Raw genomic sequence first — 16,477 nt, forward strand, 5'->3', positions numbered from 1 at the left:
GAACTGTGTTATAATAAATCGGAGGTGATAATATGAAAAAATTACTCGTGGTTTCGATTCTTCTGGTTTCGATCGTGATCTTTTCTGGAGTCATCGACGAGATCAAGAGCAGAGGATATCTGCTCGTTGGACTCTCCGCGGATTTTCCTCCGTTCGAATTCGTTGATGAAAGCGGCAACATCGCGGGTTTCGACGTCGATCTTGCAAAGGAAATCGCGAGAAGACTCGGTGTTGAGCTGAAGATCGTCGATATGACCTTTGACGGACTCATTCCGAGCTTGCTCACAAAGAAGATCGACGTGATCATCTCCGGTATGACGATCACAGAGGAGAGAAAGAAGGTCGTGGCCTTCTCCGATCCGTACTTCGACGCGGGACAAGTCATCGTGGTGAGAAAGGACAGCGACTTCCGACCGAAGACCTACGAAGACCTCATAGGGAAAACCGTGGCCGTTCAGATCGGTACCACCGGAGACATAGAGGTTTCAAAGTACGAAGGCATCAAGGTCGTCAGGTTCGATAAATTCACGGACGCGTTCCTCGAACTGAAGAGAAACCGAGCAGACGCGGTGGTGCTGGACTCTGCCACGGCAAGGGCCTTTGTGGCGAAGAATCCGGATCTTGTCATCTCGAGTGGAGTGCTCTCCAGCGAGCAGTACGGCATCGCCGTGAGGAAAGAGGACACGGATCTTCTCGAGTTCATCAACGGCGTGTTGAGAGAACTCAAAAAGAGCCCGTACGACGTGCTCATAGAAAAATGGTTCTCAGAGTGATGGAGGAATGAAGGATGCCAGAATGGTTGAGAGTGATTGTGGATAATCTGCCGCTCCTTCTGAAGGGTGCCCTGCGCACCCTTCAGCTCACTTCTCTGGCCGTCCTCATGGGACTAGCCATAGGGATCTTCGTCGGCATGGGAAGACTCTCGAAGTACCGGATCATTAGGTATCCGTCTTCTGTCTACGTGGAGTTTCTCAGGGGAACACCCCTGATGGTCCAGCTGTTTCTCGTGTACTTTGGACTTCCCGAGCTGGGACTCGAGTTCGACAGGTTCACAGCCGCTGTCGTTGCGCTCGGAATAAACAGCGGTGCGTACGTCGCCGAGATCGTGAGGGCGGGGATACAATCCGTTCCAAAAGGACAGTACGAGGCGGCGAGATCTCTCGGTATGTCACACGCACAGGCGATGATCTATGTGATTCTTCCTCAGGCTTTCCGGCACATACTTCCAGCCCTCGGAAACGAATTCATCGCCCTCGCAAAGGACAGTTCCCTCGCCATGGTGATAGGAACCGTGGAACTCATGAGAAGCGCTCAATACATCGTGAGCAGAACCTTCATGAGTTTCCCCATATACGGTGGTGTCGCGCTGATCTACTTTGCCATAACTTTCTCCGTTTCCAGACTGGTGAAGTTCGTGGAAGGAAGGTTGAAAGTATGACCGTTTTAAAAGTCGAAGGTCTTCACAAGTACTTCGGAAAACTCTACGTGCTCAAGGGAATAGATCTCGAGGTGAAAAAGGGTGAAGTGATCTCCATCATCGGCCCGAGCGGCAGCGGAAAGAGCACCCTTCTTCGCTGTATAAACCTGCTCGAGGAGTATCAACAGGGGAAGATCTATTTCAAAGGTGAACTCATCACCCACAGGAACATAAACAGGATAAGGAGTTCCATAGGTATGGTCTTTCAGCAGTTCAACCTGTTTCCGCACCTTTCCGTCCTGAACAACCTCATACTCGCTCCGATGAAGGTGAAGAACATGCCGAAAGATGAAGCTGTAGAAAAAGCGAGAAAGCTCCTGGAAAGGGTGGGTCTCATCGAAAAGATAAACGAAAAGCCCGGAAACCTCTCCGGTGGACAGCAACAGAGGGTGGCCATAGCGAGGGCCCTCATGATGGACCCGGAGCTCATGCTCTTCGACGAACCCACCTCCGCTCTCGATCCTGAGCTCGTGAAAGAGGTGCTCGACGTCATAAAGGACCTGGCCCAATCGGGTATGACCATGCTGATCGTGACACACGAAATGAGATTCGCCCGTGACGTCTCCGACAGGGTAGTTTTCATGGACGATGGACGAATCGTCGAGATGGGACCTCCCGAGAAGATCTTCTCTAATCCTGAGAACGAGAGGACGCGGGAGTTTCTTGAGCACTTTCTTTCAGTTTGAAGTATTCTTCCAGAACCTCTCTTGCTATCTGGGACGCTACACCGGAACCGTATCCCCCGTGTTCCACCATCACCACGATTGCAACTTCTGGATTTTCCGCGGGAGCAAAACCTATGAACCACGAGTGAGGAGCACCGCTCCCGGTCTCGGCGGTACCCGTTTTCCCAGCCACTCTGTACGGAAAGTCTCCGAACACGTGGTATGCCGTTCCGGGGTCTTCCTCCTCGTTTCCTTTGAAGGACGTCACGTCGACCATGGCGTTCCTGAGAAAGGTCCATATCTTCTCATCGATCTGAACCTGTGTTTCAATCTCCGGTTTCATCACCTTTGAACCGATCTTTTTCACCACGTGTGGTCTGTAGAATATTCCTTCGTTTGCCACAAGTGAAACAAGCTTCAAAAGCTCCAAAGGAGTCACTGTGAGATATCCTTGGCCGATGGACATCAGGATGGTGTCACCAGGATACCAGGGTTCTCCTATCTTGGACATCTTCCACTCGGGGGTTGGAAATGTACCGCTCTTCTCACCTGGAAGGTCTATTCCTGTCTTTTCGAAGATACCCAGTTTCCTTGCAACCTCCGCCATTTTGTCCACACCGATCTTCAGTCCCAGCTGATAGAAGTAGACGTTGCAGGAGACCCTGATCGCCTTTCTAAGATCGGTGAGGCCGTGACCTTCCTCTTTCCAGTCCTTGTATCTTGCCACCACTTCTCCCTTGCTGTTTCTGTAATCGAACACTCCACGGCAGTTGATCTTCTCTTCTGGATCGACTCCGTTCAGCAAAGCAGCTATGGCCCAAAGGACCTTTATGGAAGATCCCGGGCTGTACGCGGACGATATCGCTCTGTTGACCAGAGGAGAAGGTGAATTTCTGGCGAGCCTTTCCCACTCTCTTTTTGTGAAGCCCTCGTAAAAATCCTGGGGATTGTATCCTGGAAACGATGCGAGAACGAGGATTTCTCCTGTTCTGACATCAGAGAGGATCACAGAGCCCGGATTTCCAGTTTTTTCAAGAGATTCTTCGGCGACTTTCTGTATCCTGGAATCGATCGTGAGTGTTACGTCTTCGCCGGGTTTCGGAGGACTTCGAAGGACTTCGGAAGATATCGCGCCAGACGGCTCCACGAAGACCATCTTCATGCCGTCCGTTCCCGTCAGCAATTCGTCGTACACACTCTCCACACCGTACACTCCCGTCCTGTCGGCGTTCACGTAGCCAACCACATGTGGTGCGAGTGGTTCGTACTTTCTCCTGTAATCCATGACAACTCGCACCCCAGCCTTCGAAAGCACATCCGCTCTCGCTTTGTCGATGACTATGGATTCGCCTTTGACGAGTGAAAGAATCTCCTCGGAAGTGAAGAGCTCTGTCTTTTTCAATTCATCTATGCTGTTCAGCCACGGATCGAGAACGTACACCACTTCATCCTTCGCAAGTACTTTTCCATCACTGGAGATGATCCTTCCCCGTGGAGCTGGGATCTTCACGAGCCTTGTCTGGAGAAGGTCTATGTATTTTTTGTGTTTCTCGTGTTCGAGGATCTGCACCTGAAAGGCTTTCATGATGATCAAAACAAACGATAGGGCCATCAGGATCAGAATCAACCTGTTCTTCACCGCTTAGATCCTCCCAGAATGAACACAATGCCAGCAGTGGTGGAGAGCAAAATCGGCAGTATCTGGATCTCACCGACAAGACAGCCGACGGCCACGAGAACAACAGCGGGGAGCATCACCGAAGAGAAATGTTCTCTCAGGGCGTCAAAGATCAAAAATACGATCAAAACAAAGATATACCAGTATCCTGGAAGCGCAAAGAGCCTGATCAAAAGCACAAGAAACAAAAGGGGAATGTTTCTCCTGTAGAAGGCAAGCCCCAGAAAGGCGGGAAAGAAACTCAAAACGTCCTGAAAGACGTAGTCCCAGAAGACGCTGAGAAAGGCAAGAGCGTAAATCATTCTACCACCCCGATGACGATCACCCTGTCCGGAATGTCCCGTGTCACGTTCAACAGAAAGTACTCCTCACCCCGTCCCGCCACGGTTCCTATGAACAGGTACTCTTTGAAGGCCACGTTCCATTTTTCGCTTTCGAAGTACACCTTCCAGCCCGTCACATCAATATCTTCAATGATGGAAAGTCTGGGAACGTGTCCCCCCTTGACAACCCCCACAACAGACTCGCGATCGTTTACCACCCTCACCTTCTCCACGAATTCGTCAGAAAACACCCTCATAACCTTTGAAATAGGGCCTTTTTCCACAACTATCCCAAGGAACCTCTTCTCCAGCGGGTCAAGAACAATGGCACCTTCTTTCGCTTCACCCAGAATGTAGAAATAATCCTCTCCTTCTCCGGTCACGAAGAAGAGGTTTCCCACAGTACTGTATCCCAGATAAACATCACCCGGATAAACTCTGTTTTGAAGCCTCAAAATCACCTCCTGAGCTGTGGCTCTCAGCTTCAGGAAGGGAAAAGTTAACCTGTAGAAAAAGGGCTTCAATTTATCGGACACGTTGAAAGTCTCGTTCAGAAAGAAAACGGTGAGGAAGAGAAGAAAAAGAATCAGTCTTTTCATCACCCAGCACCCTGAAGTTTTTTTAGAATATTCACTTTATCCAGAACCATTCCTGCCCCTTTGGCTACAGCGGTGAGTGGTTCTTCGGCCCTGATGACACTGATTCCCGTTTCCTTCTGAAGCAGAGTGTCGAGTCCCCTCAGGAGAGATCCTCCACCGGTGAGAAAGATTCCGCGCTCTATGATGTCGGAAACGAGCTCTGGAGGAGTTTTTTCCAGAGTGGTTCTCACACTCTCCACTATAGCCACCACCACACTTCTGAGAGCTTCCCTCACCTCTCCTCCTTTCAGAGTAAGTTTCCTGGGCAGTCCGGTGGAAAGGTCTATCCCGGAAACCGTTGTTTCGAGCTCGTCGTTTTCTTTGGAAGGAAAGACGTTTCCTATCTCTATTTTCACCCGTTCGGCCGTTCTCTCACCGATCGCCACCCGGTAGGTCTCTCTCACGTACTGAACTATGGCTTCGTCCATCTCGTCTCCCGCGATACGTATCGATTCCCATGTGACAATACTTCCAAGTGAGATGACAGCGACCTCCGTTGTTCCTCCACCGATGTCCACCACCATGTTCCCGGAAGGTTCTTCAACGTTGAGATTTGAACCTATCGCAGCCGCCATGGGCTCTTCTATGAGAAAGACCTTACTGGCACCCGCCTCGAGACCTGCGTCGAGAATGGCCCTTCTCTCAACATCCGTTATTCCTATGGGAACTCCTATAACCACACGGGGTTTGAACAGGTTCACGCCGCCCTTGGCTTTGTTTATGAAATATCTGAGCATGACAAGAGCCACGGTGTAATCTGCTATTACACCATCCTTCATGGGTCTTATGGCCTTGATCGTGGCGGGGGTTTTTCCTATCATGTTCTTCGCCTCGAGACCGACTTTCAGTATCTCACCTGTGCTCGAATCTATCGCTATCACAGAAGGCTCGTTCACCACGATGCCTTTCCCTCTGAGAAAAACGAGCGTGTTCGCCGTACCGAGATCTATTCCTATGTCTTTTCTCAACACCGTATTCCTCCTCCCATGGTCACGTTCTCGATAAGGATTATATCATCTGATAGAATCTTTTTAGTAGTGGAGGTGAAAGCATTGGAAAGAGTGTACGTGATAGGCCACAAAAACCCGGATACCGATAGCGTGTGCTCTGCAATAGGGTACGCACACTTCAAAAACAATGTGGAAAAGGGAAAAACATTCATTCCAGCTCGGAGCGGCGATCTCACGAACGAGTCCCTCTTCGTGCTCAAATATTTCGGAATGAATCCACCCCTCCTCATTGAAACGCTCGAACCTACCGTTGAAGATCTCGAGCTGAAAAATCCCATTTTCGTCCCTCCGGACACTTCCGTCTACGACGTGGCCATGCTCATGGAAAGCAAAGGAATAAAGAACGTCCCGGTGGTTTCAGAAGAGAAAATGATAGGGGTGGTCACCGAGAGTAACCTCGCCAGGGTTTATGTGAGGAGGTTGAAAATCGAACCACTGGTTATTCATCCTGTTCCATTCGATCAGCTCGTCAGGGTGTTGAAAGCAGAGGTCGTGTGTGACTACATGAAGGAAAAAATCGTGGCCGGAAAGGTTCACATAGCGGTGGATGCACTTCACGTACTCCTGGGAAAAGTGGAGATAGGTGACGTGGTGATCGTGGGAGACAATGAACCAGCCCAGATCGCACTCCTGGAAAAGGGAGCGAGACTCATGATAGTCGTGAACAACGCTCCAGTATCAAACAGGGTGCTTGAAATAGCAAAGGAAAAGAACGCTGCCATTGTGAGAGTAAAATTCGACGCGTTCGGCGCGGCAAAGCTCATAAACCTTTCACTTCCTGTGACCCTCGTGATGAGCAAGAAATTCCCCACAGTGACGAAAAAAGACACGCTTGAGGAAGTAAAAGAGATCGTCTTCACCTCGAAGATAAGAGCAGCGTTCGTAGAAGACGAGAAAGGGAAACTCTGTGGTGTTATAACGAGGACGGATCTGCTCAAAGATGTGAAGAAAAAGGTGATTCTCGTGGACCACAACGAGATCACCCAGGCACCCGAAGGAGTCGAGAAAGCGGAAATCCTCGAGATCATAGACCATCACAGACTCGGTGGTCTGAGCACGCTGAATCCTGTGTTTTTCTACAACGAACCCGTCGGAAGCACTTCAACAATAGTGGCAGAGTTCTTCTTGAAAAACGGTGCGAAGATGGAGAGGGAGATAGCCGGAATTCTGCTTTCAGGCATAGTCTCCGATACGCTCTTCTTCAAACTTTCCACGACTACAGAGAAAGACAAGAAGATGGCGAATTTCTTAGCTGACGTTGCCAAGCTCGATCTGGAAAAATTCGCGAAGAAATTACTGAAAGAAGGGATGAAAATACCGGAAGACGTCGACCCTGTTGAACTCTTGAAACGCGATGTGAAAGTTTACGAGATAGGCGAAGAATCCTTCGCCGTCTCTCAAATAATGACGTCGGACTTTTCAACGCTTTTGAAAGAAAGAGAACGTTTCATGAACGCTTTGAAATCTCTCAAGGGAGAATTCGGTGTTAATCACTTCTTTGTGCTCTTCACGAATCCAGTGGAAGAAGCAAGCCTTGTTATGGTGGAGGGAGATCAAAAACTCGTGGAAAAAGCCTTCAACGTGGAAAGAAAAGACGACCTCTTTCTTTTGAAGGGGGTTATGTCCAGAAAAAAGGACTTCGTTCCCAAGATCGGTGAGGTGCTGAGAAAGGAGAGATGACCTTGGAAAGACTCTTCGCGTGGCTCGTGGTGGTGTTCTGGGGGATCTCTTTTCTTGCCACTAAAGTGGTTGTTCAGGTTCTGGATCCGTTCTTTGCGGGTTTTCTGAGGTTCAGCCTTGCCTTTTTCTTTCTTTTTTTCATATCAGGTGGAAAACCGAGGCTTTTCAATCGAAATATCGTGATGGCTGGTTTCTGGGGAGTGTTCAGTTACTTTGCGTTTGAAAATTCCGCTCTCATGTTCACAGAGCCCACCAACGCAGCGATCATAGTGTCTTCAGCTCCTGTATTCTTTCTCCTTTTCTCGCATCTCGTTCAGAAAAAGAAAACCACTTCGAAGATGTACCTGGGTGTGATCCTGTCCTTTCTCGGGGTGGCCCTCGTCGTTTTGAACGGCAGGTTCGTTCTGAAACTGAATCCCCTCGGAGACCTTCTCGCTTTCGGTGCAGCTCTGTCGTGGGTTTTCTACACTCACCACATAGAAAGACTCGGAAGTCTCTCTTTCAGAGAAAACGCGGGGATCATGTTCTGGGGTGTTGTGTTCTTTCTTCCCTTCTCAGTCGGGAAGTTCTGGCGGATAAACGAGATGGACCTTTCCGTTGCGATTTCACTTCTGTATCTGGGACTCGTCTGCTCGGGCCTTGCTTACTTTCTCTGGAACAGAGCCATAGAGAGATTGGGAAGCAGAACGACAACGAACATGATATACTACATACCAGTTGTAACGGCCGTGGCGGAACACCTGTTGAAACTGAAACTTCCCTCCGCTCTCCTTGTGGGAGGAGTTGTGTTTGTAATAATTGGTCTTTTGATCTTCGAAAGGGAGGTTCAGTATGAAACTGAGAATAGCGCTCGTGGGATGCGGAAGAATCGGGCAGAAGAAACACGTCCCAGCGTTGATTGAAGCACGAGATCTGTTCGAAACGGTGGTGGTGTGTGATCTTGTGGAAGAAAGGGCAAACCGCGCCGCTGAACAGTTCGAAAGATCGGGCTTGAGAAGACCCGAGACAACGACGAATTACAGAGAGCTCCTCAAAAGAGAAGACGTAGACGTGATCTCCATAGCCACCGAGAGTGGAAAACACTACCAGATCACCATGGAGGCGCTCGAAGCCGGAAAACACGTCCTCGTGGAAAAACCCATGGCCCTTTCGACAAAGCACATGAACGAGATGGTAGAACTCTCGAAGCGAAAGAATCTAAAACTCGGTGTTTTCTTCCAGAACAGATTCAATCCACCCGTTCAGGAAGTGAGGAAAAAACTCGATTCGGGGGCGTTTGGAAAGATCTTCTACGCGTCTGTCGCCGTGAGGTGGAACAGAAACGAGGATTACTACAAACAGGCGAGCTGGAGAGGTACCTGGGAGATGGACGGCGGGGTCCTGATGAACCAGTCCACGCACGCCATAGATCTTCTTCAGTGGTTCCTCGGAGGAGAGATAGAGGAGATCTACGGGCACATAGCGAACACGAATCACCCGTACATAGAGGCGGAAGACGAAGGTTTCGCCATCGTGAAGTTCAAAGGCGGGAAGACGGGCCTGATAGAAGCAACGAGCAACGTGTTTCCGAGAAACCTAGAAGAGACACTCGCTATCTTCGGTGAGAAAGGAACGGTGGTCATCGGCGGACTCGCCGTCAACAGGATCCTCACCTGGAGATTCGAAGGGGAAGAGGGTCATCCGTTCATGAATCTACCGGATCCGGACACGGTGTACGGAGACAGTCACAAGTACGTGTACAGAGATTTCTACGAGGCCGTGACGAACGACAGGAAGCCTTACATCTCTGGAGAAGACGGCAAAAAAGCGGTGGAGATAGTCCTTGGAATATACAGGTCTTTCCTGGAAGGAAGACCGGTGAAGTACCCCTTCGACTTCTCCACAGAAGAGATGAAAGGAGTAAAGCTTTGATGAGAAAACGGGCTGTCTATTTCATTCTGCTCTTCAACGCGTTCATATTCGTGATGATGACTTTCTCTGGTGTTTTCTCAAACAGGGATCCTATCCTTCAGATGCTTCTTCTGTTGAGATACGGGGCCCAGTACGGTCCCAGAGTCGATGCGGGAGACTGGTTCAGGTTGATCACCGCCCTGTTCGTCCACGGAGGAATACTCCACATACTGTTCAATTCATACGCGCTTTACTACTTTGGCCTGATCGTGGAGGATATATACGGAACGGAGAAGTTCCTGGTCGGTTATTTCTTCACCGGAATCGTGGGTAATCTGGCAACGCACGTGTTCTACCACGACACAATCTCCGTCGGGGCTAGTGGTGCCATCTTTGGCCTCATCGGAATACTCTTCGCGGCGGGTTTTCGAAAGGACACACCCTTCTTCATGAAACCTGTGACCGGCATGTCGCTTCTTCCCATCATTCTGATCAACGTTGTGTACGGATTTCTCCCGGGCACGAACATCAACAACGCGGCTCATCTTGGAGGTTTCCTGTCTGGAATGCTTCTTGGATACACGATGAGACCCTTCTCGTGGAAAAGGAGGACCCTCTGGAGGGTCCTCGCGATAGTCGTCGTTTCGCTCGTCGTTCTCTCTTACGTTTTCCTGATTAGACAGATCCCGGAGATCGACGAAGCGATCAGAAGGTTCAAAGCAGGATGATCTTGTCTCTGTTTTCTTTCACGTCTTTTGTGATGTTTTTGGTGTCGAAGACCACGGGCGCGTTCTTCACAACGAAGTCGTAATCAACTCCGTTCTTGTGGGCGGTCGTGATCACCACGATGTCCACGCCTTTCAGGTACTCTTCAGTGAGTTCGACCCGTCGGTGAATCCTGTCTCCTCTCTTCACTTCCGGAACGTAAGGATCGAAGAATTCAACTACCGCTTTCTTCTTTTCGAGGTGGTCCCAGACCTTCAGCGCAGGCGACTCCCTCGTGTCGTCTATATCACCCTTGTACGCGACTCCAAGAAGAAGCACTTTCGAGCCGTTCAAAGGTTTCTTTCTCTCGTTCAGGATGTCCTGAACTCTCATCACCACGTACTCGGGCATGAAGTCGTTTATTTCACCGGCCATCTCCACGAGGTCGAGCCTCACGTCGTACTCCTTCGCTTTGTAAGCGAGGTAGAAGGGATCTATCGGGATGCAGTGCCCTCCCGCACCAGGTCCGGGATAGAAGGGCATGAATCCAAAGGGCTTTGTTGCAGCAGCGTCTATCACTTCCCAGATGTTGATTCCCATTCTTCGCGCGACGATGGCCACTTCGTTTATGAGGGAGATGTTGACCAGTCTGAAGGTGTTCTCGAGCACCTTCGCCATCTCCGCCGCCCTCGGTGAAGAGACGGTGTGAACGGGTGCCTCGAGTACGTTTTCATAGAGGATCTTCGCAAGCTCCGTGCATTTTTCCGTCACACCACCGACCACCTTCGGTGTGTTCTTCGTTTTGTAAATTTTGTTTCCGGGATCCACCCTTTCAGGACTGAAGGCGAGATAGAAATCCTTCCCGACTTTCAGCCCGGTGGATTCCAGTATGGGCAAGACGACTTCTTCGGTGGTTCCCGGGTAGGTGGTGCTCTCCAGAACGACCAGCATTTCTCTGTGGAGGTACTTTGCAATCTCCTTTGCAGTATTTATGACGTAGGTGAGGTCGGGTTCCTTGTACTTCCCGAGCGGTGTTGGAACGCATATCGTGACGACGTCGCAGTTCTTCATCTCGGAAAAATCTGTGGTGGCCCTGATCATACCTTTTTCCACGAGATCTTTGAGGTCTTCGTCGACCACGTCTCCTATGTAGTTTTCCCCGCGGTTCACCATGTCGACCCTCTTCTTCTGTATGTCGAATCCAAGCACTCTGTACCCCGCTTTTGCCTTTTCAACGGCGAGCGGGAGTCCCACGTACCCGAGGCCGATCACTCCGAGAAGGGCCGTTTTGCTCAGAAGTTTTTCTTTCAACACAGTCTTTTCCTCCCCTCTTCGTAAATCAACTTACCAAGTAATTTTTTATCCGATTTTTCGAAGAATTTCAGCCAGCTTTCTATCTCTTCCTTTCTGGCGTGTGCGATCGTGTACTGAATCACAGATTCTCTGATGCTCTCAAAGTCGACTCTGAAGTTCTTGAGCAGGTTCTTCAGAATTTTTTCTTTTTCTCTCAGAACATCAACCGGTTCCATTTTTCTTTTTTCGAATTCCGTTCCCGGCTTTGGAATGAGTGGATTGAAACTCATGTGGACCTCCCTGTATCCGAGCCGAACCGCGAGATCTCCGAGTTTCTTGAAGGCTTCAAGATCTTCCTCCGTTTCTTCTTCGAGTCCGTAGATGAAGTACATCTTCACCCTGTCGAACCCCAGTTCCTTTGCCAGTTTCAGGGCGTCCTCTATCTGTCCATCGGTGATGTCCTTTTGCAGAATATCCCTGATTCGCTGCGATCCCGCCTCTGGGGCGATCGTAAAAGATCTCTGACCGGAGTCTTTGAGAACCCTGAGCAATCTTCCCGAAAGACGGTCGAGTCTCAGGGAAGAAACTGAGATCCTCAGTTGATATTTCTCCACTATATCGAGGAGATCCTCGAGCCAGGGGTAATCGGTTATGGTGGCGCTTATAAGGCCATATTCTCTGTATGGAGTGTTTCTCACCAGCTCTTCGAACCTTTCAGGTTTCACGAACCTTGCCGGCTTCAGATTCTTTCCAAATATGCAGAAAGCACAGCGCCTTATACATCCCCTTCCCACCTCGACCAGAAGTTTTCCGGGAAAGACACCCAGCGATGGAACAACGCTGGAGTGAGGCAAAAAATCGTTCAGATCGACTCCTGCTGCTATTTCGGTGTGTTCTTTCAGAGAGGGAACCTCCACGGCGGGGATCCCGGAAAGAGAACTCAAGATTTCCTGCTTCGTTTCTCCCGTGAGGGCTTCCGTGAACAGATCCAGGTATTTTTCCAGCTCACCGTAGTAGACGGCATCCGCCACCGGAATGAGGAATTCTTCGTTCAAATAGGTGACCGCCCCACCAGCTATTATGAGAGGATGATAATCTTTTCTTTCTTTCCAGAGAAGGGGAACGTCTTTTTTCTTCAAAATATCGAGGAGATTTAAAAAATCGTTCTCGAAGCTCACGGAAAAAAGCCATATGTAGAACTCATCTATCGGAGTTTGCGTTTCGAGAGAGTAGAACTTCTTGAAAGCCTCGTCGTAGAAGAATCTCTCACACCTGATCCTTGGATGGGAGTTGAGGAGTTTCTGGATGTAGTGGAAAGCGAGTCCAGAGGTCGCTACTTCGTAGCTGGAGGGAACAACAAGGGCGACTCGAATGTCGCCCTTTGTCTCTGTTTCCTCAATTTGTCTCTCACTTTCTCTGAATTTCAACACCTTCTCATATTCCAAAAAGTCTTGAGGTCTTCTCGGCCTTCTCAAGGGCTAACCTCCGGAGCTTTTCCCTGGGAACTATCGCTCTGACGAATTCAGCCTCCAGTATCTTTTCGTCACCGCTCATCACGATTCCTCTGAACTTCACCCTGTTTCCCACAACTCCAATCACCCTGACTCCAACAGCGACTCTCGTCCCCGTTGAGACGGCCTTTACGTGTCTTACCAGGCTCTCCACCACAACCGCCGTGTAATCGTCGGGAAGATACCTGCTCAAAAGCTCGTACGACACCCTGTGAACTACCCCTATCAAAGCTGAAGTCGCGACGAGATGGAGATCGAGCATCTCGATGTCTTCGTTCCACACCATAGTTTCGTCGAGAGCCACATCTTCTGTGATCCTTTTCCCCTCAAGGAAATCAAAATCCATCATTCCACCACCTTTTCGAACTCTTCAGACAGAATACTCCTCAGCTCGTCTCCCTCTATCGTTTCTTTCTCCAGCAGTATTTCCACGATGTTGTCCAGCTGTTTTCTGTATTTCCTTATTATCTCCTTCGCCCTCTCGTAGCAGTTCGTCACTATCTTTTTCACTTCTTCGTCGATTTTGCTCGCTACCTCTTCACTGTAGTTTCTGAGCCGTGTGATCTCTTTTCCAAGAAAGACTTCCTGCTCTTCCTTCCCCCAGGCGAGGGGTCCGAGTTCTTCACTCATTCCCAGCTGACAGACCATGTTTCTCGCAATTTCCGTGGCCCTCTCTATGTCGTTGGCTGCTCCACTCGTCACATCGCCAAAGACCACCTCTTCCGCTGCCCTGCCTCCAAGCAACGCCGTGAGCTTGTCGAGAAGTTCACTCTTCGTAACGAGGTACTTATCCTCTTCAGGGAGATGAAGCGTGTATCCGAGTGCTTTGTATCCCCTGGGGATTATGGAGATTCTGTGAACGGGTTCCCCGTTTGGAACCACGGTGGATACCACGGCGTGTCCCGCCTCATGGTACGCTATGATGCGCTTTTCCTTCGGGCTTATCAGCTTCGACTTTCTTGCGGGTCCGGCTATCACCCTGTCTATGGCTTCCTCGAAATCCTTCATTGTTATCTTGTCTCTACCCTCTCTCGCCGCAAGAAGCGCCGCCTCGTTTACGAGGTTTTCCAGATCCGCCCCGACGAATCCCGGCGTTCTCTTCGCTATGATCTCCAGGTTCACGTCTTCCGCGAGTGGCTTGTTTCTCGTGTGAATCTCGAGTATCTTCTTTCTTCCGAGCATGTCAGGTGGATCGACCACGATTTTCTTGTCGAATCTTCCGGGCCTCAAAAGTGCAGGGTCCAGGATATCGGGCCTGTTTGTGGCCGCCATGACTATGATGCCCTCTTTCGAATCGAATCCATCCATCTCCACGAGGAGCTGGTTCAGGGTCTGTTCCCTCTCATCGTGTCCTCCTCCAAGTCCCGCTCCCCTGTGCCTTCCAACGGCATCGATCTCATCGATGAAGACGATGCAGGGAGCGTGAGCCTTCGCCTGTGCAAACAGATCTCTCACCCTCGCGGCACCGACTCCGACAAAGAGCTCCACGAAGTCAGAACCGCTGATGTGGAAGAACGGTACGTTCGCTTCGCCCGCAACTGCCCTCGCAAGGAGCGTTTTACCGGTACCCGGAGGCCCTACAAGGAGGATCCCTTTGGGCATTCTTGCACCGATCCTGTTGAATTTAGAGGGATCTTTCAGAAATTCAACTACCTCTCTGAGTTCCTCTATAGCTTCTTCCGCTCCTCCAACGTCCCTGAAAGTGATTCTCTTGTTCCCAGAGGGTTTGTACATCGTTGCCCTGCTCTTTGTGAAAGTGAACGCCTGATTGTTCCTTCCGGAGAGGCTCCTCATGATGAAGAGCCACACGACAATGAAGAGAATCGTCGGTATGAGAGTGCCGAGGACGTTTATCCAGAAAGAACTGCTTCCGCTTCTCTCTCCCGAGACTTTTATTCCCTTCGAAACCAGTTTTTCTATGAGCTGCGAATCGTTCACAGCCCACGGAGCGTCCACTTCGTAAACTCTGCCGTCTTTGGTGTAAACTCTCAGCACCCCGTCGTCTCTGATCACAACTTCTGAAACCACGCTTTTTTCGTCCTCGACCATTTGAGCAAAACTCGTGTAACTCAGTTTGGACACAGGTGAGCTTTCGACGTAGAAAAATCTGGCGAGCCAGAAGAGTGTTACTATTATGAGAATCGTGAACAGTAGATTCCAGATGTTAGACCTGTTCAAAATACGTACCTCCTTTCACATAACCGACAGGGTATTCCAGGAGTTCCACAACCACATCTTCTGGCAAAAAGTCTGATCGGGCGATTCCCGGGACCCAGAGAATCCGATCTCTTTCATCGACGAGGAGAGGAACCCTGTCTCTGTAGAAAGTTGGGACTTTCTTCTCGATGAAAACATCTTTCAATTTTCTCTCTCTGCCGTTGACTATTATTCTATCACCTTCTTTTCTGTTTCTGACCCAAAATTTCATAGTGTCTCTGTTCTTCACCACTCTTATTTTAAACCCTTCTATCTCCAGCGATTCATCTTTCACCTCAACCCGGTATTTTTTCCTGAAAACGGTCTTCCCTACGGCCGTATAACCGAAAGATCGCTCGACGAAAGTCCCGCTCCAGAGATCCACTCTCTTCGATTTCAAAGTTTCGATCAGCTTTTCATATTCCGGAATTCTTCCGTACATCTCTTTCAACACCCATCTTGTGACTTCGAGGAAGAGAAAAGGATCTTCCGGTTCATTGAATACAGCGTAATCTTCGTAGAAACAGACATTTTTTTCGACAAAATCCTGCACGGTTCTTTCAACGAAATTTCTCAGCAAATGGGTGACAGAAACCAGTCTATAGACAGCATCCTCCACGGTGGGGTTCAATTCTTTCATGAGGGGAATTATTCTGTGCCTGATGAAGTTTCTCGTGTATTTGACATCGTAGTTGGTTTCGTCAACGACGTATGGAACACCGTTCTTCCTGGCGTACTCTTCTATTTCAGACCTCTTGAAGACAAGAAGAGGTCTGATGAACTCTTCTCTTTTTGGAGAAATGCAGGCAAGACCGAGAGGGCCTGTTCCTCTTACCAGCCTGTGGACGACCGTTTCCAGAAGATCGTTCTTGTGATGTGCGAGGGCGATCTTCGTGGCACCGACTTTCTCTGCTGTTTTCTTCAGAAAATCATATCTTATCTCTCTTGCGATCTCTTCCAGTGTCTTACCCGAATCTCTCCAGAGGGAAGGAACATCCACCTCTGCTATTTCTACAGGAACGTTCCACTGGCGACAGATCTTTTCCACAAACTCCCTGTCCCTTTTGGAAGACTCTCTTATCCTGTGATCGAGGTGAGCCGCTGTGACCGTTATTTTCAAAGGGAGGGAGAATTTTTTCAGAACGTACAGGAGGGTCATCGAATCTATTCCGCCGGAGACTGCTACCAACACGTGTTCTCCTTCTTCAAGCAGCTTTTCTTCCTTCAAAAAATTCAGAAATCTTTCTTCAAATTCGTCGGAAATGTTTCACACCCCTCCATTAAAAAGAAATGGAGCCAGCGGTGGGACTCGAACCCACAACCTGCGCATTACGAATGCGCCGCTCTGCCGGTTGAGCTACGCTGGCCTCCCTCTGGTTTCTATTTTACCAGTCACACAGGAATTTTCAAG

At 49.6% G+C, this 16,477-nt stretch carries 16 protein-coding genes and 1 tRNA gene; 7 read left to right on the forward strand and 10 right to left on the reverse strand.

Going from position 1 to position 16,477, the window contains the following annotated elements:
• Positions 1 to 32 precede the first annotated feature (32 nt).
• The 3 genes from MC24_RS08455 to MC24_RS08465 are packed head-to-tail and all read left to right on the forward strand — an operon-like array spanning position 33 to position 2,163.
• The gene (locus MC24_RS08455) at positions 33 to 773 is read left to right on the forward strand and encodes a basic amino acid ABC transporter substrate-binding protein (RefSeq protein WP_038054524.1); all 741 of its coding nucleotides are present in this window, start codon (positions 33 to 35) and stop codon (positions 771 to 773) included.
• Positions 774 to 787: 14 nt separating this feature from the next.
• The gene (locus MC24_RS08460) at positions 788 to 1,438 is read left to right on the forward strand and encodes an amino acid ABC transporter permease (RefSeq protein ID WP_038054528.1); all 651 of its coding nucleotides are present in this window, start codon (positions 788 to 790) and stop codon (positions 1,436 to 1,438) included.
• Positions 1,435 to 2,163 carry an amino acid ABC transporter ATP-binding protein gene (locus tag MC24_RS08465; protein WP_038054531.1) on the forward strand — a complete coding sequence of 243 codons (729 nt, stop codon included), beginning with the start codon at positions 1,435 to 1,437 and terminating at the stop codon, positions 2,161 to 2,163. Before MC24_RS08460 ends, MC24_RS08465 begins: the two co-directional genes overlap by 4 nt.
• On the opposite strand, the gene MC24_RS08470 is transcribed toward MC24_RS08465, so the two are convergent.
• The 4 genes from MC24_RS08470 to MC24_RS08485 are packed head-to-tail and all read right to left on the reverse strand — an operon-like array spanning position 2,108 to position 5,752.
• Positions 2,108 to 3,781, reverse strand: a complete 1,674-nt coding sequence (locus MC24_RS08470; RefSeq protein ID WP_038054534.1) for a penicillin-binding transpeptidase domain-containing protein — start codon at positions 3,779 to 3,781, stop codon at positions 2,108 to 2,110. The two genes, MC24_RS08465 and MC24_RS08470, sit on opposite strands and share 56 nt — an antisense overlap.
• A complete protein-coding gene (locus MC24_RS09715; protein ID WP_038054537.1) occupies positions 3,778 to 4,122 on the reverse strand; it encodes a hypothetical protein in 345 nt (114 codons plus the stop codon). The genes MC24_RS08470 and MC24_RS09715 overlap by 4 nt, the downstream gene beginning before the upstream one ends.
• Positions 4,119 to 4,742 (reverse strand): hypothetical protein, encoded by a 624-nt coding sequence (locus MC24_RS09720; RefSeq protein WP_038054540.1) that lies wholly within the window; start codon positions 4,740 to 4,742, stop codon positions 4,119 to 4,121. Before MC24_RS09720 ends, MC24_RS09715 begins: the two co-directional genes overlap by 4 nt.
• Complete coding sequence (locus tag MC24_RS08485; RefSeq protein WP_038054543.1) at positions 4,742 to 5,752, reverse strand: rod shape-determining protein; 1,011 nt, start codon at positions 5,750 to 5,752, stop codon at positions 4,742 to 4,744. Before MC24_RS08485 ends, MC24_RS09720 begins: the two co-directional genes overlap by 1 nt.
• An 81-nt stretch (positions 5,753 to 5,833) precedes the next feature.
• On the opposite strand from MC24_RS08485, the gene MC24_RS08490 reads away from it, so the two are divergent.
• From MC24_RS08490 to MC24_RS08505, 4 genes are read left to right on the forward strand one after another with little or no spacing between them, the layout of a single operon-like run.
• Positions 5,834 to 7,471 (forward strand): putative manganese-dependent inorganic diphosphatase, encoded by a 1,638-nt coding sequence (locus tag MC24_RS08490; RefSeq protein WP_038054546.1) that lies wholly within the window; start codon positions 5,834 to 5,836, stop codon positions 7,469 to 7,471.
• Positions 7,468 to 8,373, forward strand: coding sequence for a DMT family transporter (locus tag MC24_RS08495; protein ID WP_038054549.1), 906 nt, complete (start codon positions 7,468 to 7,470; stop codon positions 8,371 to 8,373). Before MC24_RS08490 ends, MC24_RS08495 begins: the two co-directional genes overlap by 4 nt.
• Positions 8,303 to 9,382, forward strand: coding sequence for a Gfo/Idh/MocA family protein (locus MC24_RS08500; protein ID WP_038054552.1), 1,080 nt, complete (start codon positions 8,303 to 8,305; stop codon positions 9,380 to 9,382). The genes MC24_RS08495 and MC24_RS08500 overlap by 71 nt, the downstream gene beginning before the upstream one ends.
• Positions 9,382 to 10,089, forward strand: a complete 708-nt coding sequence (locus MC24_RS08505; RefSeq protein ID WP_038054554.1) for a rhomboid family intramembrane serine protease — start codon at positions 9,382 to 9,384, stop codon at positions 10,087 to 10,089. The genes MC24_RS08500 and MC24_RS08505 overlap by 1 nt, the downstream gene beginning before the upstream one ends.
• Here the strand turns inward: MC24_RS08505 and MC24_RS08510 are convergent.
• From MC24_RS08510 to MC24_RS08535, 6 genes are all read right to left on the reverse strand, one after another.
• A complete protein-coding gene (locus tag MC24_RS08510) occupies positions 10,076 to 11,380 on the reverse strand; it encodes a nucleotide sugar dehydrogenase (RefSeq protein WP_004081274.1) in 1,305 nt (434 codons plus the stop codon). The two genes, MC24_RS08505 and MC24_RS08510, sit on opposite strands and share 14 nt — an antisense overlap.
• The gene (locus tag MC24_RS08515; RefSeq protein ID WP_038054557.1) at positions 11,374 to 12,834 is read right to left on the reverse strand and encodes a B12-binding domain-containing radical SAM protein; all 1,461 of its coding nucleotides are present in this window, start codon (positions 12,832 to 12,834) and stop codon (positions 11,374 to 11,376) included. The genes MC24_RS08510 and MC24_RS08515 overlap by 7 nt, the downstream gene beginning before the upstream one ends.
• The gene (locus MC24_RS08520) at positions 12,794 to 13,219 is read right to left on the reverse strand and encodes a thioesterase family protein (RefSeq protein ID WP_038054560.1); all 426 of its coding nucleotides are present in this window, start codon (positions 13,217 to 13,219) and stop codon (positions 12,794 to 12,796) included. Before MC24_RS08520 ends, MC24_RS08515 begins: the two co-directional genes overlap by 41 nt.
• Positions 13,216 to 15,048, reverse strand: coding sequence for an ATP-dependent zinc metalloprotease FtsH (gene ftsH / locus MC24_RS08525; RefSeq protein ID WP_038054563.1), 1,833 nt, complete (start codon positions 15,046 to 15,048; stop codon positions 13,216 to 13,218). The genes MC24_RS08520 and ftsH overlap by 4 nt, the downstream gene beginning before the upstream one ends.
• A complete protein-coding gene (tilS, locus tag MC24_RS08530) occupies positions 15,035 to 16,294 on the reverse strand; it encodes a tRNA lysidine(34) synthetase TilS (RefSeq protein WP_235280360.1) in 1,260 nt (419 codons plus the stop codon). Before tilS ends, ftsH begins: the two co-directional genes overlap by 14 nt.
• A 63-nt stretch (positions 16,295 to 16,357) precedes the next feature.
• A tRNA-Thr gene (locus MC24_RS08535) sits at positions 16,358 to 16,433 on the reverse strand.
• Between the last annotated feature and the right edge of the window lie 44 nt (positions 16,434 to 16,477).

It is taken from the genome of Thermotoga sp. Mc24 (assembly GCF_000784835.1).
Classification (GTDB): Bacteria; Thermotogota; Thermotogae; order Thermotogales; family Thermotogaceae; genus Thermotoga.